Origin of the sequence: Limnochorda sp. LNt (genome assembly GCF_035593265.1) — a bacterium.
GTDB lineage: Bacteria > Bacillota > Limnochordia > Limnochordales > Geochordaceae > Geochorda > Geochorda subterranea.
The window spans coordinates 2,616,730-2,640,665 of record NZ_CP141614.1 but is presented as its reverse complement, the minus strand read 5'-3'; the positions used below and the strand labels follow the sequence as shown (position 1 = coordinate 2,640,665).

23 protein-coding genes are annotated in these 23,936 nt (G+C 72.6%); 16 read left to right on the top strand and 7 right to left on the bottom strand.

The window, feature by feature from the left end:
- Positions 1-116 precede the first annotated feature (116 nt).
- From VLY81_RS12695 to VLY81_RS12685, 3 genes are all read left to right on the top strand, one after another.
- Positions 117-452, top strand: a complete 336-nt coding sequence (locus VLY81_RS12695; RefSeq protein WP_324668572.1) for a YbaB/EbfC family nucleoid-associated protein — start codon at positions 117-119, stop codon at positions 450-452.
- A 21-nt stretch (positions 453-473) separates the two neighbouring features.
- Complete coding sequence (gene recR / locus VLY81_RS12690; RefSeq protein ID WP_324668571.1) at positions 474-1,073, top strand: recombination mediator RecR; 600 nt, start codon at positions 474-476, stop codon at positions 1,071-1,073.
- A 110-nt stretch (positions 1,074-1,183) separates the two neighbouring features.
- Positions 1,184-1,522: a DUF2508 family protein gene (locus tag VLY81_RS12685; protein ID WP_324668570.1), complete on the top strand. Its 339-nt coding sequence runs from the start codon at positions 1,184-1,186 to the stop codon at positions 1,520-1,522.
- Here the strand turns inward: VLY81_RS12685 and VLY81_RS12680 are convergent.
- From VLY81_RS12680 to VLY81_RS12670, 3 genes are all read right to left on the bottom strand, one after another.
- Positions 1,452-2,216: a UbiA prenyltransferase family protein gene (locus tag VLY81_RS12680; protein WP_324668569.1), complete on the bottom strand. Its 765-nt coding sequence runs from the start codon at positions 2,214-2,216 to the stop codon at positions 1,452-1,454. The genes VLY81_RS12685 and VLY81_RS12680 overlap by 71 nt on opposite strands.
- Positions 2,213-2,776, bottom strand: a complete 564-nt coding sequence (locus VLY81_RS12675; protein ID WP_324668568.1) for a TetR/AcrR family transcriptional regulator — start codon at positions 2,774-2,776, stop codon at positions 2,213-2,215. Before VLY81_RS12675 ends, VLY81_RS12680 begins: the two co-directional genes overlap by 4 nt.
- 133 nt (positions 2,777-2,909) lie before the next feature.
- Positions 2,910-4,184 carry an MFS transporter gene (locus tag VLY81_RS12670; protein WP_324668567.1) on the bottom strand — a complete coding sequence of 425 codons (1,275 nt, stop codon included), beginning with the start codon at positions 4,182-4,184 and terminating at the stop codon, positions 2,910-2,912.
- Between the two features lie 123 nt (positions 4,185-4,307).
- On the opposite strand from VLY81_RS12670, the gene VLY81_RS12665 reads away from it, so the two are divergent.
- The 9 genes from VLY81_RS12665 (at position 4,308) to VLY81_RS12625 (ending at position 16,284) form a co-directional block, all read left to right on the top strand.
- Entirely contained in the window at positions 4,308-5,750 is a 1,443-nt protein-coding gene (locus VLY81_RS12665; protein WP_324668565.1) for an aminotransferase class I/II-fold pyridoxal phosphate-dependent enzyme, read from the top strand.
- Positions 5,751-5,812: 62 nt separating this feature from the next.
- The gene (locus VLY81_RS12660; RefSeq protein WP_405001383.1) at positions 5,813-7,426 is read left to right on the top strand and encodes a R3H domain-containing nucleic acid-binding protein; all 1,614 of its coding nucleotides are present in this window, start codon (positions 5,813-5,815) and stop codon (positions 7,424-7,426) included.
- Positions 7,423-8,097, top strand: coding sequence for a dTMP kinase (gene tmk / locus VLY81_RS12655; RefSeq protein ID WP_324668562.1), 675 nt, complete (start codon positions 7,423-7,425; stop codon positions 8,095-8,097). The genes VLY81_RS12660 and tmk overlap by 4 nt, the downstream gene beginning before the upstream one ends.
- Positions 8,094-8,384 carry a cyclic-di-AMP receptor gene (locus VLY81_RS12650; protein ID WP_324668561.1) on the top strand — a complete coding sequence of 97 codons (291 nt, stop codon included), beginning with the start codon at positions 8,094-8,096 and terminating at the stop codon, positions 8,382-8,384. Before tmk ends, VLY81_RS12650 begins: the two co-directional genes overlap by 4 nt.
- Before the next feature lie 5 nt (positions 8,385-8,389).
- Entirely contained in the window at positions 8,390-8,863 is a 474-nt protein-coding gene (locus VLY81_RS12645) for a YaaR family protein (RefSeq protein WP_324668560.1), read from the top strand.
- 40 nt (positions 8,864-8,903) lie between these two features.
- Positions 8,904-9,941, top strand: coding sequence for a DNA polymerase III subunit (locus VLY81_RS12640; RefSeq protein ID WP_324668559.1), 1,038 nt, complete (start codon positions 8,904-8,906; stop codon positions 9,939-9,941).
- Positions 9,872-10,660: a PSP1 domain-containing protein gene (locus VLY81_RS12635; RefSeq protein WP_324668558.1), complete on the top strand. Its 789-nt coding sequence runs from the start codon at positions 9,872-9,874 to the stop codon at positions 10,658-10,660. The genes VLY81_RS12640 and VLY81_RS12635 overlap by 70 nt, the downstream gene beginning before the upstream one ends.
- Positions 10,657-11,382, top strand: a complete 726-nt coding sequence (rsmI, locus tag VLY81_RS12630; RefSeq protein WP_324668557.1) for a 16S rRNA (cytidine(1402)-2'-O)-methyltransferase — start codon at positions 10,657-10,659, stop codon at positions 11,380-11,382. Before VLY81_RS12635 ends, rsmI begins: the two co-directional genes overlap by 4 nt.
- A gap of 252 nt (positions 11,383-11,634) precedes the next feature.
- A complete protein-coding gene (locus VLY81_RS12625) occupies positions 11,635-16,284 on the top strand; it encodes a glutamate synthase-related protein (RefSeq protein WP_324668556.1) in 4,650 nt (1,549 codons plus the stop codon).
- Between the two features lie 67 nt (positions 16,285-16,351).
- Here VLY81_RS12625 and VLY81_RS12620 read toward each other — a convergent pair whose 3' ends face one another.
- Together VLY81_RS12620 and VLY81_RS12615 are read right to left on the bottom strand one after the other, a co-directional pair.
- On the bottom strand, positions 16,352-16,597 hold the full coding sequence (locus tag VLY81_RS12620) for an AbrB/MazE/SpoVT family DNA-binding domain-containing protein (RefSeq protein WP_324668555.1): 246 nt from the start codon (positions 16,595-16,597) through the stop codon (positions 16,352-16,354).
- Positions 16,598-16,725: 128 nt separating this feature from the next.
- Positions 16,726-17,169: a DUF441 family protein gene (locus VLY81_RS12615; RefSeq protein WP_324668554.1), complete on the bottom strand. Its 444-nt coding sequence runs from the start codon at positions 17,167-17,169 to the stop codon at positions 16,726-16,728.
- Positions 17,170-17,282: 113 nt separating this feature from the next.
- Here VLY81_RS12615 and VLY81_RS12610 point away from each other — a divergent pair, with 113 nt between their 5' ends.
- Together VLY81_RS12610 and VLY81_RS12605 are read left to right on the top strand one after the other, a co-directional pair.
- Positions 17,283-17,594: a metal-sulfur cluster assembly factor gene (locus tag VLY81_RS12610; protein ID WP_324668552.1), complete on the top strand. Its 312-nt coding sequence runs from the start codon at positions 17,283-17,285 to the stop codon at positions 17,592-17,594.
- A 56-nt stretch (positions 17,595-17,650) separates the two neighbouring features.
- Positions 17,651-18,196: an inorganic diphosphatase gene (locus VLY81_RS12605; RefSeq protein WP_324668551.1), complete on the top strand. Its 546-nt coding sequence runs from the start codon at positions 17,651-17,653 to the stop codon at positions 18,194-18,196.
- Here VLY81_RS12605 and VLY81_RS12600 read toward each other — a convergent pair.
- Positions 18,193-19,011: a TatD family hydrolase gene (locus VLY81_RS12600; protein ID WP_324668550.1), complete on the bottom strand. Its 819-nt coding sequence runs from the start codon at positions 19,009-19,011 to the stop codon at positions 18,193-18,195. The genes VLY81_RS12605 and VLY81_RS12600 overlap by 4 nt on opposite strands.
- Positions 19,008-21,020, bottom strand: a complete 2,013-nt coding sequence (gene metG / locus VLY81_RS12595) for a methionine--tRNA ligase (protein WP_324668549.1) — start codon at positions 21,018-21,020, stop codon at positions 19,008-19,010. Before metG ends, VLY81_RS12600 begins: the two co-directional genes overlap by 4 nt.
- Before the next feature lie 434 nt (positions 21,021-21,454).
- On the opposite strand from metG, the gene VLY81_RS12590 reads away from it, so the two are divergent.
- Both VLY81_RS12590 and VLY81_RS12585 read left to right on the top strand, forming a co-directional pair.
- A complete protein-coding gene (locus VLY81_RS12590) occupies positions 21,455-22,150 on the top strand; it encodes a class II aldolase/adducin family protein (protein ID WP_324668548.1) in 696 nt (231 codons plus the stop codon).
- 2 nt (positions 22,151-22,152) lie between these two features.
- Positions 22,153-23,931 carry an NAD+ synthase gene (locus VLY81_RS12585; protein WP_324670422.1) on the top strand — a complete coding sequence of 593 codons (1,779 nt, stop codon included), beginning with the start codon at positions 22,153-22,155 and terminating at the stop codon, positions 23,929-23,931.
- Positions 23,932-23,936 lie beyond the last annotated feature (5 nt).

Genomic DNA, 23,936 nt, shown 5'->3' with positions numbered 1-23,936 from the left:
GCGGGCGGTCCTGGACATCCTGGGGGCCCGGATCATCCGGGAGTTCGAGGAGCCGCCCGATGCCGACGGCACCGTGCCCGACCCGCAGTCCCCGAGCGAAGGAGCGTGAGCTCGTCATGCCCGGTCTTCCCGGTCCGTTCAACATGGCCAAGGCGATGAAGAGCCTGCAGAAGTTCCAGCAGTCGCTGGAGAGCCTGCAGCAGGAGCTGGCCGAGCGCACCGTCGAGGCTTCGGCTGGTGGCGGCGCCGTCACGGCGGTGGCCGATGGCAGCGGACGCCTGCGGGCCCTGCGCATCGACCCGACGGCCGTCGACCCGTCCGACCTGGAGATGCTCCAGGACGTCATCGTGGCGGCGGCCAACGAGGCGCTTCGCCAGGCCAAGGTCATGGTGGAGAGGGAGATGGCGCGCCTCTACGAGGAGCTGGGCCTGCCGGGGCTGCCCGGCGCCTGAGGCGGAGAGGAGCGCGGCCCGTTGGAGTTCGCACGCCCCATCGCCCGGCTCGTGGACGAGCTGATGCGCCTGCCGGGCATCGGCCCCAAGACCGCGCAGCGGCTCGCCTTCCACATCGTACGGATGGGCCCCGACCAGGCCCGCCGCCTGGCCGAGAGCATCGTGGAGGCTCGTGAGAGGACGCGGCTATGCTCGGTCTGCTTCAACTTCACCGACGCCGACCCGTGCCGCCTATGCCAGCCAGGCTCGGGCCGGGACCGCTCCGTCATCTGCGTGGTCGAGGAGCCCAAGGATGTGACGGCCATGGAGCGCACCCGGGCCTTCAAGGGGCTCTACCACGTCTTGCACGGCGCCCTCTCCCCGATGGAGGGGGTGGGCCCGGAGGCGCTCAAGGTCCAGGAGCTGATCGCCCGGCTGGGATCCGGGGAAGTCAGGGAGGTGGTACTGGCCACCGACCCCAACGTCGAGGGCGAGGCCACCGCCATGTACCTGGCCCGGCTCATCAAGCCGCTCGGCGTACGGGTGACCCGCATGGCCCATGGCATGCCCGTGGGCGGTGACCTGGAGTACCTGGACGAGGTGACGCTGGCCCGCGCGCTGGAGGGCCGGCGCGAGATCTAGCGAGCGCCCGCCGGTCGGAGCGTGGCATAGCCTCCCCGGATCCGCATACCCTTGCACCGTGGGCGGCGCCGCGAGGGCGTCGACCGCCCGAACGGAAGGGGTCGTCTGCGGTGCCAGCGCAATCGTCGTCGGGGGCCGGGCCGGAGCCGGTCGCCCTCACCCCCGCCGTACCGGCCGAGGTCGCCGCCCTCGTCGAGCAGGCCCGCCGCGAGTGGATAGCGGCCCAAAACGAGTTCGACTCGGTGACCGATCCGGACCTGGTGGATCACGCCATCTTCGCCATGCAGGCGGCGGAGCGCCGCTACGTCTACCTGCTACGGCTGGCCAACCGTCTTCGCCGCGAGGCGCTCGAGGCGCGAGAGGCCGCCGCGGCCCCGCTCACGGCGCCGTCACGACGTCCAGCAGCGACCCCGCCAGCACGGACAGCCCGACGGCTGCGTGAACGATGAGCACCCGCCGGGATGCGGCCGGGTCGCCGGCCGGGCGTGCGGCGTCGGCGTGATACCAGGCCAGGAGGGCTGCCGCCAGGGCGATGCCACCGAAGTACCACCCGACCCGTCCGCATGCCCACCCGGTCATCACCCACAACGCCACGGCGCCCGCGTGGGCGAGACGCGTGCCCGGCGAGCGGACGTCGACGCCGCGGCCGAGCCACAGAGCCGTGGCAGCTGCCAGCAGCCACGCGGGCCCCTCCACGATCCCACGAACGGCTACCCAGCCGGCGACGGGCCCCATCGCTTGAGCCAGGGCCGGCACCCACCCCGGTCCGCCGCGGCTTCGCGCCTGCCCGGAGGCGACCCAGAGCGCGGCCGGCAGCGGTGACAGCCACAGGCTCGCGCGGTTGAGCTGGCCGGCGGCCACGATGAGCACCAGTGCTCCGCCGACGGCCAGCGCGAAGAGTCTTGCCGCACCGGGGCCCCGCTCGAGGTGCGGCGCGCCGCCGGCCGGCTCCGGATGCACGATCCGACCGATGGCACCGACGACGACGGCGGTGCCCGCGGCTGCCAGCGTGATCCATGCCCAAACGGTCGCCGGCGCCAGGCCGCCGTACGCCAGGACGCAGGCGGCGTAGAGGGCGGGCAGCCCCAGGGCGGGCAGATGAGGCGGGCCCTCGCCGCTCGCCGGTCGGAGGGGGAGCGTCACGCCCGGGCCTGCCAGCCGATGGCTCGCAGGACGAACCGGGTCAACTCGGGGGCCAGCTCCGCCAGCGGGCGCTCCTGCGGTCTGCTCAGCCACCAGACGACCACCTCGTTGAGGGCGCCCAGGATGGCCGCACTGGCCAGCGCCGTGTCGCCCACGGCCAGGGGATGCCGGGAGGCGGCCTGTTCGAGGTACCCCCGGATGACGTGGGCGAAACGATCCATCAGCTCACGGCGCTTGGCCTCGAACTGCGGGTTGATGCCGACCGCCTCGATCAAGAAGAGCCGGGTCAGCTCCGGATACCGCCCCATCAGCTCGAGCCCCGCCGTGATGGCCGCCTCGACCCTGCCCGGGCCGCCTCGGGCCGCGTGGCGCACGGCATGCTCCAGCGCGCCCGCCAGCCGGCCGGCGAACTCCTCGACGAGGCGCAAGAAGAGGGCCTCCTTGCTCTCGAAGTGGAAGTAGAAGGCCCCTTTGGAGCTGCCGCACTCGGCGACGATGTCGTCCACCGTCGTGCCGTAGTACCCCTTGCGGGCGAAGACCTGGATGGCGGCCTCCAGCAAGCGGCGGCGGGTGGCCTCGGGTGAGCGGCGCTCCAGTGCCGGGGACGTCGCGGCTCCTCCCCTTCGAAACCGACCGGTCGGTCGCCGCCATCGTAGGCAAGAGGGCGGTTCCTGTCAAGGCGTCCGTGGAGCCCTACCGCACTTCGGCGGGCAAGCGCCGGCCGGCGCGCGTCCCGGCCAGCACCCGCCCGATGCCTGCCGCCGTCGCCACCGCTACCATCTGCAGGGCGGAGACGGCCCACCAGGCCAGGGAGTGGTGGCCGCCGACGTGTTGCACGAGCCACCCGAAGGCGGGTGGGGAGAGCATGGTCCAGACGTACAGGACCGTCATGCTCAGCCCCAGCATCACCGCCGCGGAGGAGCCCGCCCGCTCGGAGAGGAGGGTGACGTAGAGGCCGTTCCATCCCAGCATGGTGAAGCCGCTCAGCAGGGCGGCCCCCCCGGCCACGAGCGTCGAGAGCGGCGAAAGCCCCGCCAGCGACGCGACCATCGCGGCCGACATCGAGGCGGCCCAGGCCGCCAGCGCCAGCGGCCGAACCCGGTCCGCTCCCAACAGCCGGTCGGAGATCCATCCCCACAGCAACCGGCCGGCGATGCCGCCGGCGTGGACCAGCAGCAGCAACCGGGCGGCCCCCGCAGGGGCCCAGCCGAAGACGTCCACCATGTACAGGGGCAGGTAGCCGGTGAGGCTGAACTGGCCCGCGGCCAGCAGACAGGCCGTCAGCGTGGTGAGCACCAGGGTGGGGTCCCTGACGAAGCGCCACGGCGCCTCGACGAACGAGGGAGCCGCCCCGGCCGGGGGCTGCGGCTCGGGACCGACCCGCCGAAGGTCCGCCAGCCCGATCCATGTCGCCAGCCCCGCGGCCGCGCACCAAGCCGCCGCCACCAACAGTGCCAGCCGCCATCCGTACCGTGTCGCCAGCCAGGGCAGGAGCCACGCCCCCGCCAGACCCCCGATGGGAAGCCCCGCCTGCCGTACGCCCATGGCCAGCCCTCGCTCGCGGAAGCCGAACCAGCTCAGGACCGCGTGGCTCCCCGCCACCTGGCTCGACGCAAAGCCCGTCCCGGCCGCGGCCAGCACCAGGGTCAGGACGACGAGGGAAGGGGCCATCGAGGCGGCCGCCGCCAGCAGGCCCGTCAGCAGGGCGCCCACGGCCATGACGTGCCGCTCGCCCCACCGCTCGGTCGCGACGCCGGTCACATAGAAGGCCAGCAGCGCGCCCAGGTCGAAGGCTCCGAGGACCGCCCCGGTCTGAGGGAGCGAGAGCCCCATGTCCGCTCGGACGAAGGGAGCGAGCGCGGGCAACCCGAAGCGTACGAGCGTCAACCCGGCCTGCTGCAGGGTGGCCACGGCGAGGAGCCGCCAGCGTTGGGGCGGCGGCGTATCGCCGAAGGCGTGCGGGTACATGATGGATGCTCTACGCCCCCCGAGGGGGCTTTCCTCCCGGAGGGTGCGGGCGCTAAAGTGGACCTCGGAGGCGATGCGAGGAGCTTGGTGGCGCAGGCGACCCGGGCGAGGTCGGCTCCGCTTTTGCGAGCCCTGAGCCGAGCGGCGAGGCGTCGACCCGTCGTCTTCCACACCCCTGGCCACAAGCGGGGGCAGTGGGTGCCGGCCGGATGGATGGCTCGGACCGGGGTCCCGTGGGCCTGGGACGGGGGCGACGCCGTCCGGGACCCGGCTCACGGTGACGACCTGCTCGAGGCCGCCTCGGAGGCGGCCCGGCTGGCGGCCCGGGCGTGGGGCAGCGAGCGGAGCTGGTTGCTGTGGAACGGCGCCACCGCCGGGGTCCTCGCGATGGTGCTGGCCAGCGTGCCCCCCGGCGGCCGGCTTTTGATGCCGAGATGGGTCCATCGCTCGGTCATCGATGCCCTGGTGCTGGCCGACGCCATGCCCGTCTTCCTCCCCTGCCGATGGCTCGAGGGATGGGGGATGACCCTGCCCCCCACCCCGCAGGACGTGGCGGCGGCCCGAGCCGCCGGCCCCGACGCGGTGCTGGTGACCAGCCCGACGTACGAGGGCGTCGTCGCCGACGTGCCCGGCATCGCCGCCGCATCCCGTCCGTCACCGCTGCTCGTCGACGAGGCGCACGGCGCGCACCTCGCCTTCTACCCGGCGCCCGCCCCGCCGACCGGTGTGCGCTGCGGGGCGCACCTGGTGGTGCACGGCGCGCACAAGACCCTGCCCGTGCTGACCCAGGCGGCCTTGCTGCACTGGACGGGCCCCCACGGCGAGCCGGACGCCGACCGGGTCGACCGGGTGCTGGCCTGGGTGCAGAGCACGAGCCCGCAGCCGGCGCTGCTGGCCTCCCTGGACGCGGCGCGGTTGGAGATGGAGCGGCACGGGCCCTCGCGTGTGGCACGGGCCGTTGAGCTGGCCCGCCGGGCGCGCGCCGCCATCGAGGCGTCCGGCCCGTACCGCTGTCTGGCGCCGACCGACCTGCCGGCATCCTACGTCCTCGACGAGACGCGCCTGACGGTGGACGTGACGGGCTTGGGGTTGCCGGGTTGGGAGGTGGCCGCGGCACTTCGGCGCCGCCACGGCGTCTGGCCGGAGATGGCCGGCGGGAGCTACGTCGTCTTCATCGTGACGGGGGCCGACGACGAGGCGAGCGTCGGGTCCCTCGCCTCGGCCCTGGGGGCGCTGGCGAGGGAGGTGGCCGGCGGGGACGGCCGGCGAGCCCGGTGCGATGGCTCGACCGGCCGGTGGGGAGATGCCATGCCGCCGGCCGGGCCGCTGGTGATGCGGCCCCGGCGGGCAGCTCTGGGGGCGGCCCGGCGCGTCCTCTGGGAGCAGGCAGTGGGGCACGTCTCGGCGGCCACCGTGACGCCCTATCCGCCGGGGACCCCCCTGGCGATTCCCGGGGAAATGATCACAGACGAAGTCGCATCGTTCGCCCTGCGGCTCGTGGCGTCGGGAGCCCAGCTCCGAGGCAGCCCGGGCCAGGGGCGAGAGGCATGGGTCGTGGATGCATGAGTCCGACGAGGGTGGTGAAGGGCTGATTGCCCACCATCAAGCCGGCCGCACGCCGTGAGGTCATGGACAATCTGGCCCAGCTGCTGGAGGTATTGCCGCCCCACATCCGGGCCGAGCTGGAGGGCATCGACCGGGTGCACGAGCTGCTGGAGATCGTGCTGGACCTGGGGCGTCAGCCCGAGGCCCGCTTCCCCGACGGCTTCGTCTACCTCAGCGACGACTTCGTCACCCGCGAGGACCTGGACTACGTCGTCAAGCGGGTCGGCCAGTTCGGTCAGGACAACCGGGCCGGGATCGAGCGCACCCTGCACCGCATCTCGGCCATCCGCAACCGCAACGGCCACATCATCGGGCTCACCTGCCGCATCGGCCGGGCCGTCTTCGGCACCATCGACATCATCCAGGACGTGGTGGAGTCGGGACGCAACATCCTCCTGCTGGGGCGGCCGGGCGTGGGCAAGACCACGATGCTGCGTGAGGTGGCCCGCATCCTGGCCGACCAGTTCGGCAAGCGGGTCATCGTGGTCGACACCTCCAACGAGATCGCCGGGGACGGCGACGTCCCGCACCCCGCCATCGGCCACGCCCGCCGCATGCAGGTGCCGCGGGTGGACCTGCAGGCCCGGGTCATGATCGAGGCCGTCGAGAATCACATGCCCGAGGTCATCGTCATCGACGAGATCGGCACGGAGCAGGAGGCCCAGGCGGCCCGCACCATCGCCGAGCGGGGCGTCCAGCTGGTGGCCACGGCCCACGGCAACACGCTCGACAACCTGGTGCTCAACCCCACCCTCTCCGATCTGGTCGGGGGTATCCAGGCCGTCACCCTCAGCGACGAGGAGGCCAAGAAGCGGGGGACTCAGAAGACGGTGCTGGAGCGCAAGGCGCCCCCGACCTTCGACGTGGTGGTCGAGATCCAGGACCGAGATCGTCTCGCCATCCATCACGACGTGGCGACCACCGTGGACCTGCTGCTCCGCGGTATCGAGCCATCGCCGGAGGTGCGGGTGCGCAGCCCCGAGGGTACCATCCAGGTGCAGGAGGGCGCGCCTCGACGCCCGCCGGAGGCCGACGCCCCCGACAACCGCTTCGACGCCCGGCCCCCCGAGGTGCACGGCGATGGCGGCGGGGGGGCTCGCGCCTTCGTGGTGCCGAGGGACGTCCGCTCCTCCGGCCGGGACGGACAGACGCCTCCGAGCCCGTCCCGCCTCTGGGGTGGGAGTCGACCGGCCCGGATCTTCCCCTATGCCGTCAGCACCTCCCGGCTGCAGCGGGCGCTGGCATCCCTGCCCGTGCCGGTGCAGATCACCCAGGATCTGGACTCGGCCGACATGGTCCTGACCATCAAGGGCCAGTACCGCAAGATGCCCAAGCGCCTCAAGGAGGCCGAGCGCCGGGGCGTCCCCATCCACGTGATCCGCTCCAACACCCTGGCCCAGATGGAGCAGTTCCTGGAGCGCACGTTCTTGAGCCCCGAGGACGCCAGCGCCCTCATGGAGGCGCAACGCGCCGTCGAGCAGGCGCGCCAGCTGGCCCGCCCCGTGGAGCTCAGCCCTCAATCGGCGTACATCCGCAAGCTCCAGCACGAGCTGATCGAGCGCTACAACCTGCGCTCCACCAGCATCGGCGAGGAGCCCAACCGGCGGGTGCTGGTCCTGCCCGAGGAGATCCGATGAGCCCCCGGGGGCTTCTCATCACCCTGGAGGGGTTGGACGGCACCGGCAAGAGCACGCAGGCTCGGTCGCTGGCGGCCTGGCTTCGCCGCCGGGGGCTGCAGGTGCGGCACACCTTCGAGCCGGGCGGGACGGCGCTGGGGCGTCGCCTGCGGACCCTGCTCCTGCGAGGAGGTGAGCCGGAGGGGATCCCGGTGCCCGAGGCCGAACTGTTGCTCCTGATGGCCGACCGTGCCCAGCACGTGGCCCAGGTGCTGCGCCCCTGGCTGGAGCGAGGCGCTGTGGTGGTCTGCGAGCGCTACGCCGACTCGTCGGTGGCCTACCAGGTCTTCGGCTCGGAGGTGGACGGCGAGCTCGTGGAGCGACTCAACCGCTGGGTGACGGGCGGCCTGCAGCCAGACCTGACCTTCTGGCTGGACCTGCCGGTCGGCCAGCGCCTGCCCGGCGCCGGGGCGCCGGAGCGGGATCGCATCGAGTCCCGGGGGGAGGCCTTCTTCCGGCGGGTGAGGGAAGGCTATGCGGCCCTGGCGGCCCGTTACCCGGAGCGCATCGTCCGGGTCGAGGTGACGGGCAAGCCGCGACGAGCCGTCCAGTCGGAGCTGCGCGACGTGGTGGTGCGCCGGTTGGGCGAGCGCTTGCAGGAGCTGGGGTGGGAGGCACCGGTGCGACGATGAAGCTGTTGGTGGCGGTCGTGCAGGACCAGGACGCGCCCGCGCTGATGGCGCGGCTGGTGGAGCGGGGCTTCGGCGCGACGAAGCTGGCCAGCACCGGGGGGTTCCTGCGGGAGGGCAACACGACGCTGCTCATCGGCGTCGACGACCATCGCGTGGGGGCCGCCCTCGACTGCATCCGGGAGGCCTGCCATCGTCGGCGCCACGCGGGGAGCCGCCCCGGCACCGAGGTGGAGGTGGCCGGCGCCACCGTCTTCGTGTTGGGCATCGACCGCTTCGAGCGGGTCTAGCCCCGATGGAGGGGTCGCGCATCGAGGGCCTGCCCCGTCGGCGCCGGGCACCTCAGGTGACGACGGCGCGCCGGGGCAGCGCCCGGGCGGCGACGGGGGGACGGGCGCCGGCTCGGGCGTTCAGCACCGAGCTCGTGGAGGCGGATCGCCGGCGCTACCAGGAGGCGCTCCAGCTGGCCCTGGACCAGGTGGAGCGCGCGGGCGACGCCTTGCGCCGCTCTCCTGGCGAGTCGACGCTCTTCGCGTACCGGCAGGCCGTGCGCCGCTTCTGTCAGCTCGCCCTGGCCCGCACCTACGCGGTGGACCGGCAGCTGCGGGTGGATCCCAGGGGCGGGCGGCGTCTGCACGTCGTGGTGCGAAAGGTGGACGAGGCGCTGGACCAGCTGGCCCGGGAGGTGCTGCAGGGGCAGCGCGCCGCGCTGGCCGTGGCCGCCCGTCTCGACGACATCAGGGGGTTGCTGCTGGACCTTGTCCGATGAGGGCTCTCCCCGGAGCGAGGCCGCGAGCCGGTCGCACCCGTTGCGGTTCTCCGAGATCGTCGGCCATGCCCGGGTGGTGCAGTGGCTGGCCCGCACCGCCTCCGAGGGACGGGGGCCGGGCGCTTACCTGCTGTACGGCCCCGAAGGCGCGGGCAAGACCAGCCTGGCCTCGGCCTTCGTGGCGGCGCTGGCCTGCCGCCGTCGCTCCCCCGAGGGAGAGGCGTGCGGCGTCTGCGAGGCGTGCCAGGCGGTGGCCGCGCGCCGCCACCCGGACGTCACCTGGGTCGAGCCGGCCGCGGAGGCCGACGGGATCGGCATCGACCAGGTCCGGCGCCTGCGCAGCTGGCTCGGGATGTCCGCCACCTCGGCGTGGGGCAAGGCGGCCGTCATCCAGCAGGCCGATCGGATGAGCCTGCAGGCGGCCAACGCCCTCCTCAAGACCCTGGAGGAGCCTCCGGGTCCGGCTGCCATCCTGTTGCTGGCCGCCGACCTGCAGGGCATCCCCGAGACCATCCAGTCCCGGTGCCTGCGCTTCTTCGTGGGGCCGGTGGCGGCGCCCGTGCTGGCCCGTGCCCTGGCATCCCGCTTGGGCCTGGACGCCGACGAGGCCCTCACCCGGGCGGTGCTGGCCGGAGGCCTGCCGGGCCGTGCCCTGGACCCCTCGGGCTCAGCGGTCGCCGCCTCGCGGCAACGGGCCATGGAGTGGATCGAGCAGGCGGTCGACGGCGCGCCGCGCGAGCTCATCGGGCTCGCCCGGGCCGCGGACCAGGCGGCGCCGTGGGAAGTGGACGCGCAGATGCAGGCGATGATATGGTTGTGGCGGGATGTGGCCGCATGGGGCTGGGCGAGGAGAGCGGACTGCCTGATCGACGCCGGCCTGCGCGACCGGGTCGTCGCCGTCGGCCAGCTCGTGGACCCCGTACGCGCCGTGGAGGCCCTGGAGACGCTCTTGACGGCGCGGCGGATGCTGGGCGAGTACACCCAGCGAAGGCTGGTGCTCCACTGGGCATGGATGACGTTGCGCCGGGCCCGGACGGGGCCGGCGGCCAGGGCGAGCCATCCGACACGGTCCGCGTAGCGGAGGTGCGCTTCCCCAAGACCCGCAAGGTGCACGACTTCGACGCCGGCGGCCTCGATCTGGCACCCGGCGACTGGGTCGTGGTCGAGGCCCAGCACGGCCACGAGACGGGGCAGGTGGTGTCGGCGCCGCGTCTTGTCCCGCGCCACGAGGCGCCCGACGGGCTGCGCCCCGTGCTCCGGGTGGCGACGGACGAGGACATGGCCGCCCGCCAGGCGTGGACCGAGCGCGAACCCGAGGCGATGCAGGCCGCCCGGGCCATGATCGAGCGGCACCGGCTGCCGATGCGCCTCATCGATGCCGAGTACGCCTTCGATGGGAGCCGGCTCACCTTCTACTTCAGCGCCGAGGAGCGGGTCGACTTCCGGGGGCTCGTCAAGGATCTGGCGGGGCATTTCCAGACCCGCATCGACCTCCGCCAGATCGGCGCCCGCGACGTGGCTCGCATGGTCGGGGGCATCGGCCCGTGCGGGTTGCCGCTCTGCTGCCGGACCTTCCTGCAAGACCTGCGGCCGGTGACGCTGCGCATGGCCAAGGAGCAGCGGCTGGCCCTCAATCCCGACAAGCTCTCGGGCCTCTGCGGCCGGTTGATGTGCTGCTTGGCCTTCGAGGTGCAGGGGGCGGCCGCCTGTCCGTGCCGCGGCGGTGCGGCCACGTCCCAGGCCGGGGCCGGCCCGACGGCCAGCCCGGAGCTGGAGGACGGTCACCCGGCGGCGTGAGCGGCACGCTCTGGGTCTGCGCCACCCCCATCGGCAACCTGCAGGACGTCTCGCTCAGGCTCCTGGAGACCCTGCAGCGGGTGGACCTGATCGCCGCGGAGGACACCCGACGTACCCTCAAGCTCCTCAATGCCCACGGCATCCGGAGGCCGCTGGTCAGCTTCCACGAGCACAATGCCCGCCAGCGGCTGCCGGAGTTGCTGGCGCGCCTGCACGCCGGCCAGAGCGTGGCGCTGGTGACCGACGCCGGCACCCCCGTGGTCTCCGACCCGGGTGCGGATCTGGTGCGGGCCGCCCACGAAGCGGGCGTCGCGGTGCGGGTGATCCCGGGCGCCTCGGCGGTGGTGGCGGCCCTGGCGGTCGCGGGGCTGCCGGCGGAGCCCTTCTGGTTCGAGGGATTCCTGCCGGCGAGGCGCCGGGCGCGGCTGCGGCGCCTGGAGTGGCTGCGGGCGCTCCCTGCGACGCTGGTCTTCTTCGAGGCGCCGCACCGGCTCGGCGAGAGCCTGGCCGACATGGCCGCCGTCCTGGGCGACCGGGAGGCGGCCCTGGCACGGGAGCTGACCAAGGTGCACGAGTCCGTCGTGCGTGACACGCTCTCCGGCCTGGCCCGGCGGGTGGAGCAGGGCGAGGTGCCTGCGGTGGGCGAGCTGACCCTGGTGGTGGCTCCGCCTGCTCCCGGATCTCCGGAGCCCGGCCCCTCCGGGGAGCCCGGCTCCGACTGACCTGCCGCCCTGTCCCGGCGGCGGGCCGCACTCCCATCCAGTATACATTCGCAAAAGGCATTGTGAGCGTCGCTCCCTCCTGCTACAATGCTCGCCAAACCCTCGGGGCCTCCCCCGAGGGGCGCCGGCAGGCGGTGCGGGCGGGCACGGCCGTCCCGTCGCCGGGTCGATGGGCGTCCCGCCGGGCGCACCCCGGCCCGCCTCGCCGCCGAACGCCGGCTCGACTCGCCGGGAGCCAGGGGGGCTTTGCGGATGGAGCCCTTGCGACTGGTGGCCAGTCGGCCCGACGCCTATGCCCGCCGATACGAGCACGGGAGCTGTGGCCTGGTGGCCGTCTTCGCGAGAGACCCCGCGCCTTCGCGGCGGACGCTGGATGCCGCCCTGGAGGCGCTGCAGCTCCTGACGCACCGCGCCGGCCGCATCGATGGCGAGGGTGACGGGTGCGGCGTCCAGACCGACATCCCTCGGGCGATCTGGGCGGAGCGCCTGCGACGCGCCGGACACGACCCTGACCTCGCCATGCAGCCGTGGTTCGCCGTCGCCCACCTGTTCGTCGGGCCGACCGGCACGGGTGCGGCGCTGCCGGACGGCGAGGCAGTCCTCCAGGGCATCGAGGCGCTGCTGGCCCGTCGCGGGATACGGGTGCTGGTGAGCCTCGACGACGGTTTTCGAGCCGACGCGCTCGGGCCACGAGGGCGAAGCCAGGCGCCGGCCTTCTGGCAACTCGGACTGTGGGTGGAGCCGGAGCACCAGGGGCTGTGGCCACCCTCCACCGCGCTGCAGGGCGACGGGACGCTGGCCTCCGGCCGCAGACGGGCCCAGACGGCGGCCGGCAGCCGGCTGTTCGAGGCGGCGGTAGCCATCGAGCGACGCTTCGCCGGGGTGCACGTGGTCTCCATGAGCACCCACACCGTGGTCTACAAGGTGGTGGGAGATGCCCGCGGGCTCGCCGCCGCCTACACCGACCTGACGGACCCGGCGTTCGCGACCCGGGCGGTCATCGGGCACAACCGCTACTCCACCAACACCGCCCCCACCTTCGACCGGGCACAGCCCTTCTCGCTGCTGGCGCACAACGGGGAGATCAACACCATCCGCCGGCTCGTCATGGAGGCCGACCAGATCGGGGTGCCGACCGTGCCGGGCGGCAGCGACTCCCAAAACCTCAACCGCACGGCCGACACCCTGGTCCACCGGTGGGGCTACTCGCTGGCGGAGGCGGTGGAGATCCTCTTCCCGCCCATCCTGGACGAGATGGAGCGGCAGCCCGAGCCCATCCGGGCCTGCTATGCCCACTTCCGCCGGGCATGGGGGCCCTTCGCCCAGGGGCCCGCGGCCATCCTCGCCCGGCACCGCGACGAGGCGGTCATGGCGGTGGACGCCCTGGGGTTGCGGCCGTTGTGGGAGGTGCCGACCCGGGAGTGGGTCATCTTCGCCTCCGAGCCCGGCATCGTGCCCACCGCCCAGCTGGTGGACGATCCCCGTCCCCTGGGGCCCGGGGAGAAGGTAGGCGTGACGCTGGAGCCGGGTGGGGTGCGCGTCATGCCGTATCCGCTGCTCCAGGAGCGCATCGTGAGCCGCTGGCGCCGCCGTCTGGGCCCGCTCCTCGACGACGAGGCGCGCGACGACCGGGCGGCCCGCCCCACCGCACCGCCGCCGACCGAGTCCCCGAGCCCTGACCCGGCCGTCGAGATGCCCGAGGCTTCGCTGCAGCGTCTGATGGCCGCGTGGGCATGGCAGGCCGACGACGTCAAACTCGTCGAGGCGATGGTCGAGACGGGCAGCGAGCCCATCGGCTCCCTCGGCTACGACGCGCCCCTGGCGGCCCTCTCCCCCGACCTGCACAACCTGTCCGACTACTTCAAAGAGACCGTGGCGGTCGTGACCAACCCGGCCATCGACCGCGAACGCGAGATGGAGCACTTCTCCACGCAGGTCGTCATCGGCGGCCGCCCGGCCCTGCAGGCATGGCAGACGGTCCGCGACCCGGCGCCTCTCGCGCTGGAGCTGCGGCTGCCGCTGCTGGTGGGCGGCGCCCCGACCGGGTCGGTGCTGGGGCCTGGCCAGGCGCGGCAGGTGGCCGAGCGGCTGGGGACGCGCCGCTGGGAGGACCTGCTCGTCGAGTTGCCGGCCGTGGTGTTGCCGGCCCGCCGGCGATCAGGGGAGTCGCTCGAGCAGGCGCTGCAGCGTCTGGGTCGCCAGGCCTGCGAGGCGGTCTCGTCGGGTAAGCGGCTGGTCGCGCTGGACGACGAGGGCCTCTTCGAGGACGAGGCGGGGGGCGTCTGGATCGATCCGCACCTGGCGGTGGCCGCGGTCGACGCCGCCCTGCGGCGAGCTGCCGGCTTGCGCCGGCGCGCGGGGCTGGTGCTGAGGAGCGGAGCCCTGCGCAATCTGCACGACGTGGTCGTGGCCCTGGGCTTCGGCGCCGATGCGGTCGCGCCGTGGATGATGATGGAGCTGGCCGCCCGGCGGGCAGCCGCCGGGGGCGACGTGGCAGCCGGCGTCGAGCGCCTGGCGGAGGCGTTGCGCAAGGGCATCGAGAAGGTGCTCTCCACGCTGGGGATCCACGAGCTGAGGGGCTACGCCCGGCTCTTCTCCTGCATCGGGCTGTCGCCCGATCTCGTGCGGCTGCTGGAGGTGGACGGCTATGCCGCCTCCGAGCGGGCCGGCATCGGGTGGAGCCAGCTGGAGGCCGAGACGGCTCGTCGCCGTGCCATCGCCGCCGGCCGGGAGCCCGCGCAGCTGGTGCGGCCTCCCCGGCACTGGCCTCGCCTCTGGAAGGCCGTGGGCGCGGTGGCGCGGGGAGAGGAGGCGTACGCCGGACTCGCCGCGCGCATCGAGGCGCTGGAGCGGGAGAGCGCCGTGGCGCTCCGTCACCTGCTCGCCCTGCGCCCGCCCCGCGACGTGGCCCCGGTGGACCCCGTGCAGGTGGACCTCTCCATCGGAGAGCACGCGTTGCCCTTCGTCATCAGCTCCATGTCGTTCGGCTCGCAGGGTGAGCGGGCTTACCGGGCCTATCTGGAGGCGGCCGTGCGGGCGGGGATCGTCTGCCTCAACGGGGAGGGCGGCGAGATCGCCGACCTGGTGGGCCGCTACCCGCGTCACCGGGGGATCCAGGTGGCGTCGGGCCGCTTCGGCGTCGAGGCCGCGATGCTCAACGGCGCCTGGGTCATCGAGATCAAGATCGGCCAGGGGGCCAAGCCGGGCGAGGGAGGGCACCTGCCGGGCCGCAAGGTGTCGGCCAAGGTGGCGCAGGCCCGCCACGCCCGGCCGGGGGTCGACCTCATCTCGCCCTCCAACAACCACGACATCTACTCCATCGAGGACCTGGCCCAGCTCATCCACGAGCTCAAGACGGTCAGCCCCCGCTCCCGGATCGCCGTCAAGGTGCCGGTGGTGCCGGGGATAGGCACCATCGGCGTCGGGATCGTCAAGGCCGGCGCCGACATCGTCAACCTCAGCGGCTTCGACGGGGGGACGGGGGCGGCCCGGCAGCACGCGCTGCGGCACGTCGGGTTGCCGGCGGAGCTCGGGATCGTCGAGCTTCACCGGGCCCTGGTGGCGGCAGGGCTCAGGGAGCGGGTGGAGATCTGGGCCGACGGCGGCATGCGCAGCGCCCTCGACGTGATGCGGTGCATCCTGCTGGGCGCCAACCGGGTCGGCTTCGGCACCCTGGCCATGGTGGCCATCGGCTGCACCATCTGCCGCGGCTGCCAGCTCGACACGTGTCACGTCGGCATCGCCACCCAGATCGAGGACCTCGAGGAGGCCCTGGCCCGGGGGCTCAAGCGATTCGTCCCGCGGCAGACCGAGCAGGCGGCCGAGGCCCTGGCCCGGCTGCTGGCGGCCATGGGCGACCAACTCCGGCAGCTCGCGGCGGGGCTGGGGGCCTCGAGGCTGCAGGATCTGGTAGGCCGCAGCGACTGCCTGGAGCAGGTGGCGCTCCAAGACCGCGTCGACCTGGGGGAGCTGCTGCAGCCGGCATGGCCCGTCCCCGGTCGGGCGGCCCAACCCCATGACGTGGAGGTCGACGACCAGCTCGTACCCGCCGCCGTGGCCGTCGGCGCAGGGGAGGGGCCCCAAGCCACGACCTCACCGACCCTGGTGGTGGACGGGGCCGGGTGCTGCGACCGGGTGCTGGCCACGCCGCTGGCCGGCCAGCAGGTGCGGCGGCGGCTGACGTCCACGACCCGGCTGGAGGTGCAGGGCGCCGCGGCCGTCGGCAACGGGGCGGGGGCCTTCCTGGTGGAGGGCCTGGAGCTCGTGGTGCAGGGCGGTGCCCAGGACGGCGCCGCCAAGTGCGCGAGAGGCGGGCGAATGGTGATCCTGAAGGGCGTGGGCGCCACCGGCCGACGGGTCAACGGTGCCGTGGGCAAGAGCTTCGCCTACGGGGCACAGGGCGGCCGCCTCTTCGTGCAGGGAGAGGCCGACTCTCGAGCGGCCATCCGGCTCTCGGGGGCCGACGTGGTCTTCGGAGCGCTGCCCCGGGCGCCCATCGACGACGCGCGAGGCCACATGACGTGCACGGCCCAGCTCAAGGGCTTCGCCTTCGAGTACATGACCGGCGGCCGAGCGGTGGTGCTGGGGGACCCGGGGCCGTGGATCTGCTCGGGCATGACGGGCGGCGTGGTCTACCTGCGCCTGGCGCCGCACCTGGGGCTCGACGAGGCCGCGCTGCGGCGCCGGATCGCCAGGGGCGCCAGGGTGGAGCTGCGGCCCCTGGACGAGCGGGGCGTGGCCGACATCCAGGAGCTGCTGGGCGAGTACGTCGGTTACCTGCGCGAGAGCGGCCAGCATGCCGAGGCCGCCGAGGTCGAACGGCTGGCCGCCGACTGTCGGGCGTGCTTCGTGGAGGTGCGGCCGATCCACGAGCAGGTCGACCCGCACGTGTCGACCGAATGAGATGGGCCGGGGCGAGGCGAGGGGCGGCCTCGATGTCCCTCGGCCCGCCCCGGCGTCGACGGTGCTCTCAGGAGACCTGGCGCAACTGGTGCAGGCAGTCGGCGCAGATGTTCTTGTCGCGGTATCGGTGAAGGTTTTCGGCGTTGCCACAGAAGATGCACGTCGGCTCGTACTTCTTCAGGATGATCTTCTCGCCGTCGACATAGATCTCGAGCGGGTCCTTCTCGTTGATCTGCAGGGTGCGCCGGAGTTCGATCGGGATGACGACACGGCCCAGGTCGTCGACCTTGCGCACGATGCCGGTCGACTTCATCGTCCTCGCTCCCCTTCCCCGGTCGAGGCACGAATTCCTATCGTTTCCAGATTAGCGCGCATTACATTATATGGAATAACCGCCATTGCGTCAACACAACCGGCAAGAAACGGAAGCTCCCCGGCCCCTCACAACAGGCGTGCCATCAGGGCCACCAGGCCCGCCGCCACCAGGGGGCCTACGGGGATCCCGCCCAGCGCCCAGACCCCGGCCAGCGAGCCCAGCACCAGCCCCAGCAGCACCTCCGGGCGCTCCCGCATGAGGGAGACGCCGTCCGCGGCCAGGCGGCTCGAGACCAGCCCGACCACGAAGCTCAACAGGCCGGTGCGGGTCAGGGCCACCCGCCCGAAGAGCTCGGGCGCCCCGGCCACTCCGCCCACCGCGGGCAGCAGCAGTCCCAGCACCAGGAAGAGGATGCCGATCTCGGTGCTTTGACGGGCCACGCTCTCCACCGTGCCGGGCGTCCCCAGGGTGCGCAGGGCCAGGGCCAGCAGCGCCGCCAGTCCGACGGCGTCGTTGCCCCCGGCCAGCCCCAGGGCGCCCAATGCCAGCAGCAGCAGCGACTCCCACATGTCCACGCGAGAGATCCTATGCGCCCGGCCCGGCGGCTCTGCCAGGGGAGGATGCCGCGGACGAAGGACGGCTCAACGGGTATAATAAGTCGTCATCGGGGGGTGCGACGCACATGGCAGCCTCGCCGTTGACCGAGGACGCGGTCCGAGAGGCGCTCAAGCAGGTCGTCGACCCGGAGCTCGGCATCAACGTCGTGGACCTGGGGCTGGTCTACGGCATCTCCATCGAGGGCGGCAGGGTGCACGTGCGCATGACGCTGACGGCCATCGGCTGCCCGCTGGCCTTCATGGTCAACCAGATGGTGGACCAGGCCGTTCGACAGTTGCCGGGGGTCCAGGAGGTCGAGGTGGAGCTGGTCTGGGATCCGCCCTGGACGCCCGAGCGCATGAGCGAGGAGGCCAGAGCGCTTCTCGGCTTCTGGTGAGAACCAGAGCGAGGGGAGGGGTCCGTACGGAGGCGTCGATCGCATCGGGTGACGGGGTGGCAGGCCTGCCGGAGTCGGTGTTGGTGGTCATCGAGGTGCCCAAGGGCACCCAGAACAAGTACGAGTACGACCCCGCCACCGGCCGCATGGTGCTCAACCGGGTGCTCTACTCGCCCATGTACTATCCCGGCGAGTACGGCTTCGTACCCGATACGCTGGCCGAGGACGGCGATCCCCTGGACGTGCTGGTCATCTCCAGCATCGCGACCTTCCCGGGGTGCGCCGTGCCCGTGCGGGTGCTGGGCGCACTCGACATGGAGGACGACAAGGGGCCCGATACCAAGGTCCTGGGCGTCGTAAGCGTCGACCCGCGGCTGGAGGAGATGGATACGCTGGCCGACGTGCCCCACCATTTCCTGCGGGAGGTCGAGCACTTCTTCAAGGTCTACAAGGAGCTCGAGGGCAAGCCCTGCATCATCCGTGGCTGGCACGACGCACGCCATGCCTGGCGGCTGATCGTGGAGGCCCGGCGGCGCTTCCTCAGTGGCGCCCGTGACATCTCCTCCCCGTCCTCCGTCGCCTGCGGCGAGCGACCCCGCTAGAACTCCAGCCCCAACAGCTCGACCGCCGCTCGCGTGGTCAGCTGTGCGACGGCCTCGACAGGCAGCGCGTGCAGGCGCGCCAGGCTCTCGGCCACCAGCGCGACGTAGGCGGGCTCGTTGCGCCGGCCGCGGTGGGGCACCGGCGCCAGGTAGGGCGCGTCGGTCTCGAGGACCAGACGCTCCAATGGCGCCGCGCTGACGACGGCCCGAATGGCGTCGGCGTTGCGGAAGGTCAGCATCCCGCCCACGCCCAGGTACCAGCCCAGCGCCAGGGCCTGCTCGGCCTGCTCCCGGTCGCCGGCGAAGGCGTGCAACACGCCCCTCACCCGCGGGTAGCGCCGGATGGTCGCGAGCACGGTGGGCTCCGCCTCCCGCGCGTGGACGCAGACGGGCTTGCCGATCCGCTGGGCCAGGTCGAGCTGCCGCTCGAAGAGCTCCTGCTGCACGTCACGCGGCGAGAAGTCGTAGTGGAAGTCCAGCCCGATCTCGCCGATGGCCCGCACCTGAGGCTCGGCGGCCAGCCGCTCCAGCGCCTCGAGCGCCGCCTCGATCGAGCCGACCCGGCCCGCCTGGTGGGGGTGGACGCCGACCGCGACGCCCACCGCTGGCATCGCGTCGCCGGCGGCGAAGCGGCGGGCCAATGCCAGGGTGTACCGGGCGCTGTCGAGGTCGGTGCTGCAGCTCAGGACAGCCCGCACGCCGCTCTGCCGAGCCCTGCGCAGCACCGTCTCCCGGTCGTCGTCGAAGCGTGTGTCGTCGAGGTGCAGGTGCGTGTCGACCAGCGGGGGGGCCTCCGCCCCGGAAGCGGCCGTCACTTGACCACGCTCCCCGGTGGCACGGGCTCCTCGACCGTCACGAGCGTCAGCTGGCCATCGGGAGCCGTGGCGGCCAGGAGCATCCCCTCCGAGCGCTCGCCGCGCAGGGTGGCCGGCTTGAGGTTGGCCACCACCACGATGCGCTTGCCGACCAGCGACTCGGGGGCGTAGTGACGCGCGATGCCCGCCACGATCTGGCGGGGCCGCCCCTCGCCCAGATCCACCTGGAGCTTGAGCAGTCGATCCGCACCGGGTATCCGGCCGGCCTCCAGCACCGTCGCCACCCGCAGTCTCACCCTGGCGAACTCCTCGATGCCGATCAGGCCGTCATCCTCCTGGGCCTCGCCGCCGGGCGCCGGCGTCTGGGCCACGCCTGCCGCGGCCCGGGCCGTCGCACCCTCGGAAGCGGCGGGGGCGCCTTGGCTCTCCTGGCCCACCGGTACCTGCCGGGCGCTCTCCTCGCCGAGGATGCGGGGAAACAGCGGCTGGCCCCGCCGCGTGCGGGTGCCGGGCCGGATCCGTCCCCAGCTCAGGTCGGAGAAGCGCTGGCTCGCCAGCGGCTCGTCGATGCCCAGCTGCTCCCAGATGGCCTGCCCGGTCTTGGGCAGGAAGGGTGCGACCAACAGCGCCGTCACTCGCAGCGCCTCGGCCAGGTGGTAGAGCACGGTGCGCAGCCGCTCCGCGGCCGCCGGGTCCTGCGGGCGGCGCCGGTTGAGCTGCCAGGGCTCGGTCTGGTCGATGTACTTGTTGGCGCGGCCCACGAAACGCCAGATGGTGGCCAGCGCCGTGTTGATGTCCAGCTCCAGCATCCGCCGGTTGGCCTCGGACGCCACCTGCTCGGCCAGCTCCACCAGCTCGCGATCGACGGGCTGCTCCGGTCCCGGCTCGGGCACGATGCCCTGCTCGTAGCGCTCCAGGATGCTCAAGGCCCGGTAGACCAGGTTGCCCAGGTCGTTGGCCAGATCCGCGTTGGTGCGATCGATGAGGGCCTGCTCGGAGAAGTTGCCGTCCTGCCCGAACGACACCTCCCGCAGCAGGAAGTAGCGGATGGCGTCACTGCCGTAGCGGTCGATGAGCACGTTGGGGTCCACCACGTTGCCCCTCGACTTGCTCATCTTCTGCTGATCGAACAGCAGCCACCCGTGCCCGAAGACCTGCTTGGGCAACGGCAGGTCGGCCGCCATCAGGATGATGGGCCAGATGATGGTGTGGAAGCGTACGATCTCCTTGCCCACCAGGTGCAGGTCCGCCGGCCAGTACCGGGCGAACTTGGCCGGCTCCTCCAGGTAGCCGACGCCGGTCAGGTAGTTGGTCAGCGCGTCGAACCAGACGTAGATGACGTGGCGCTCGTCGACGGGCACCGGAATGCCCCAATCGAAGGTCGTGCGGGAGACGCACAGATCCTCCAGCCCCTGCTCGATGAAGGCGACCATCTCGTTGCGCCGGCTGGGCGGCTGGATGAACTCGGGGTGCTCGCGGATGTGCCGCAGCAGGCGGTCGGCGTACTTGGAGAGTCGGAAGAAGTAGCTCTCCTCCTCGAGCCACTCGACGGGCCGCCCGCAGTCGGGACACTTGCCCTCCACCAGCTTGCTCTCCAGCCAGAAGGTCTCGCACTGGACGCAGTACCAGCCCTCGTAGGTGCTCTTGTAGATGTCGCCCTTCTCGTAGATGGTCTTGAAGATGTACCGGGCGACCCGGACGTGGTCGGGGTCCGTGGTGCGGATGAAGCGGTCGTACTGGATGTCGAGCCGCTTCCACAGCTCCTTGAAGGTGGCGACGATCTCGTCGACGTACTGCTGGGGGCTGACGCCTCTCGCCTCGGCCTTGCGCTGGATCTTCTGGCCGTGCTCGTCCGAGCCGGTCAGGAAGAAGACCTCCTCGCCCAGGAAGCGATGCCAGCGCGCCAGCGCATCGGCCGCCGTGGTCGTGTAGGCGTGGCCGATGTGAAGCCGATCGCTCGGGTAGTAGATGGGCGTCGTCACGTAGAACTTGCCGCTCGTCTCACCCATCCGACCAACGACCTCCTCATGAGGGCCTGGACTGGTGCGGGCCAAAACGAAAAGCCCCTCGCCTCCCCTGGGGGCGAAGGGCTTGCGCGCCTGCGCGGTACCACCCCGGCTTCGCTGCCGCCTCGCGGCGGACAGCCTCCACGGGTACGCGGCCCGACCCCGGCCGGATACCCTGGCGCGATAACGGGCGCACCCGGCTCCCTCTACTGATCGCCGGCGGGGCGACGTTGGAGGGGCCGCTCCGGGGCCATGTTGGGCGGGTCCTTGCCGCCGGCTCGCACCCTCCCGGCTCGCTGGGAGGCAGGTCTCCCGCCTACTCGCTCCCCTTCATGGCGGCTGACTTTGACCTATACTGGATGTGGCCCTATTCTGTCGTCCTCGCATCCTGGATGTCAAGGGGCCGGGTGCCGACCGGCCGGAGGGGGCCGAGATCCATGCTGCTGGCACGATTGCGGGCAGAGGTGGTCGGAGTCGGCCGGAGGCTCTTGCAGACCGGGCTCGTGGTGGGTACCTCCGGCAACGTCAGCGCCCGGGACCCCGAGACGGGCTACATCGCCATCTCCCCCTCGGGGATGGAGTACGACCGCATCGAGGCCGACGACGTGCCCGTCGTCGACGGACAGGGTCGCCGGGTGGAGGGGCGCCGGCGCCCCTCCACGGAGCTCCCGACGCACCTGCTCGTCTACCGCCACCGGGCCGACGTGGGGGCCGTGGTGCACACTCACTCGACCTACGCCACCGTCCTGGCGGTGCTCGGCTGGTCGCTGCCGCCCATCCTGGGGGAGGCCGCCGCCGTGCTGGGCGGGGAGGTGCGGGTGGCGGAGTACGCCACCACGGGCACCGAGCAGCTCGGTCGGTACACCGTGGAGGCCCTCGAGGGGCGCCAGGCGGCTCTCCTGCGCAACCACGGGGCCATCGCGGTGGGCCGCGACCTGCGCGAGGCCCTCCAGGCGGCCTGGGTGCTGGAGTCGACCGCGCGTGTCTACTGGGCGGCGAGGGTGGCCGGCTCGCCGCTGCTGCTGCCCCCCGACGAGGTGATGCGGGTGCGCCAGGGCTATTTGGCCCACTACGGCCAGCGACCCGGCGGCTCGGGGCCCCGCAGCGTCGAGGGGGTGCGCACCTCGCCGTGACCATGCACCGGCTGCGCATCGCCCTGGCTCAGATCGACGCGACCGTCGGAGACCTGGAGGGTAACGCGCGCAAGATCGAGACCCTGGCCGCGGCGGCTTACGAGGCCGGCGCGCAGCTCGTCGCCTTTCCCGAGCTGGCCCTGACGGGCTACCCGCCCGAAGACCTGCTCCTCCGTCCGGGCTTCGTGCGGGAGAACCGTCGGGTGCTGGACGCCCTGGCCCGGCGCCTGCCCCCCATCGTGGCGGTCGTGGGCTTCGTCGACGCCGACGACGACATCTACAACGCCGCCGCGGTGGTGGCGGCCGGGCAGATCCGGGCGGTGCATCGCAAGATGCTCCTGCCCAACTACGGCGTCTTCGACGAGCTGCGCTACTTCGAGGCCGGCCGCCGGCCGCTGGTGGTGCAGCTGGGCTCCTGGCGCATCGGCATCAACATCTGCGAGGACATCTGGTACCCCGACGGCCCCGCCCGGCTCCAGAGCCTGGTAGGCGGCGCCCAGCTGCTGGTCAACCTGTCGAGCTCGCCGTACCACATGGGCAAGATCGCCCAGCGGGAGCGGATGCTGGCCACCCGCGCCACTGACTATCGCGTGGCCCTGGCCTTCGTCAACATGGTGGGCGGCCAGGACGAGCTGGTCTTCGACGGCAGCAGCGCCGTCATCGACGAGGACGGCCGTACCGTGGCGCGAGCCCCGTGCTTCGAGGAGGCGCTGGTGGTGGCCGACGTGGACCCGGCGTCGGTCTTTCATCGCCGGCTGCACGACCCCCGGCGCCGCCAGCAGCGGCTCTACCTGAGCCAGCACGAGGCAGCGCCGGCCGTCGAGATGGTCGCCCTCGACCCGCGGCCGGCACGGCCGTCGGCCCCCGCCCCTCCAGCGGCCCCGGTCTCCGTGGTGACCGATGCCCACCCTCTGCCCGAGCCCGAGGCGGAGGTGTGGGGTGCCCTGCGTCTGGGCCTGCGTGACTACGTGGCCAAGAACGGCTTCGAGACGGTGGCCGTGGCGATGTCGGGTGGCATCGACTCGTCGCTGGTGGCGGCCCTGGCCGTCGACGCCCTCGGGCCCCGGCGGGTGGTGGGCGTGACGATGCCTTCCCGGTTCACCTCCCCCGAGAGCCTGCAGGATGCGCAGGAGGTCGCGCGGCGACTGGGCATCCGCTGCGAGGTCGTGCCCATCGAGCCCGTCTTCGAGGCCTACCTGCAGGCCTTGGCTCCTCTCTTCGGCGGACGTCCCTTCGACACGGCCGAGGAGAACCTGCAGGCCCGCATCCGCGGCACGCTGATGATGGCGCTCTCCAACAAGTTCGGGTGGCTGGTGCTGACGGCTGGCAACAAGAGCGAGCTGGCCGTGGGTTACCTGACCCTGTACGGTGCCGACACGGCCGGCGGCTTCGCCGTCATCAAGGACCTGCCCAAGACCTGGGTCTACCGCCTGGCCCGCTGGCGCAATGGTCGGGAGGACGAGCCGGTCATCCCCGAGCGCGTCCTGGTCAAGCCCCCCTCGGCCGAGCTGCGGCCCGGCCAGCGCGACACCGACGAGTTGCCGCCCTACGAGGAGCTGGACCCCATGATCGCCGCCTACGTCGAGGAGGACCGCGACGCTCCCGAGCTGGTCGCCATGGGCTTCCGGCCCCAGACCGTGGAGCGCTTCGCGGCCATGGTGGCGCGCAGCGAGTTCAAGCGGCGGCAGGCGCCCCCGGGGGTCAAGGTGACCCCCCGGGCCTTCGGCCGGGACTGGCGCTTCCCCATCACCAACCGGTACGTCGAGCGCCTGCCGTCGTAGGCCGC

Coding starts and splice junctions, on each gene's coding strand:
- VLY81_RS12695 (WP_324668572.1), top strand. CDS start 117: ATGCCCGGTCTTCCCGGTCCGTTCAACATGGCCAAGGCGATGAAGAGC.
- VLY81_RS12670 (WP_324668567.1), bottom strand. CDS start 4,184: ATGTACCCGCACGCCTTCGGCGATACGCCGCCGCCCCAACGCTGGCGG.
- VLY81_RS12660 (WP_405001383.1), top strand. CDS start 5,813: ATGGACAATCTGGCCCAGCTGCTGGAGGTATTGCCGCCCCACATCCGG.
- tmk (WP_324668562.1), top strand. CDS start 7,423: ATGAGCCCCCGGGGGCTTCTCATCACCCTGGAGGGGTTGGACGGCACC.
- VLY81_RS12650 (WP_324668561.1), top strand. CDS start 8,094: ATGAAGCTGTTGGTGGCGGTCGTGCAGGACCAGGACGCGCCCGCGCTG.
- VLY81_RS12645 (WP_324668560.1), top strand. CDS start 8,390: ATGGAGGGGTCGCGCATCGAGGGCCTGCCCCGTCGGCGCCGGGCACCT.
- VLY81_RS12635 (WP_324668558.1), top strand. CDS start 9,872: ATGGATGACGTTGCGCCGGGCCCGGACGGGGCCGGCGGCCAGGGCGAG.
- VLY81_RS12625 (WP_324668556.1), top strand. CDS start 11,635: ATGGAGCCCTTGCGACTGGTGGCCAGTCGGCCCGACGCCTATGCCCGC.
- VLY81_RS12620 (WP_324668555.1), bottom strand. CDS start 16,597: ATGAAGTCGACCGGCATCGTGCGCAAGGTCGACGACCTGGGCCGTGTC.
- VLY81_RS12615 (WP_324668554.1), bottom strand. CDS start 17,169: ATGTGGGAGTCGCTGCTGCTGCTGGCATTGGGCGCCCTGGGGCTGGCC.
- VLY81_RS12610 (WP_324668552.1), top strand. CDS start 17,283: ATGGCAGCCTCGCCGTTGACCGAGGACGCGGTCCGAGAGGCGCTCAAG.
- metG (WP_324668549.1), bottom strand. CDS start 21,020: ATGGGTGAGACGAGCGGCAAGTTCTACGTGACGACGCCCATCTACTAC.
- VLY81_RS12590 (WP_324668548.1), top strand. CDS start 21,455: ATGCTGCTGGCACGATTGCGGGCAGAGGTGGTCGGAGTCGGCCGGAGG.
- VLY81_RS12585 (WP_324670422.1), top strand. CDS start 22,153: ATGCACCGGCTGCGCATCGCCCTGGCTCAGATCGACGCGACCGTCGGA.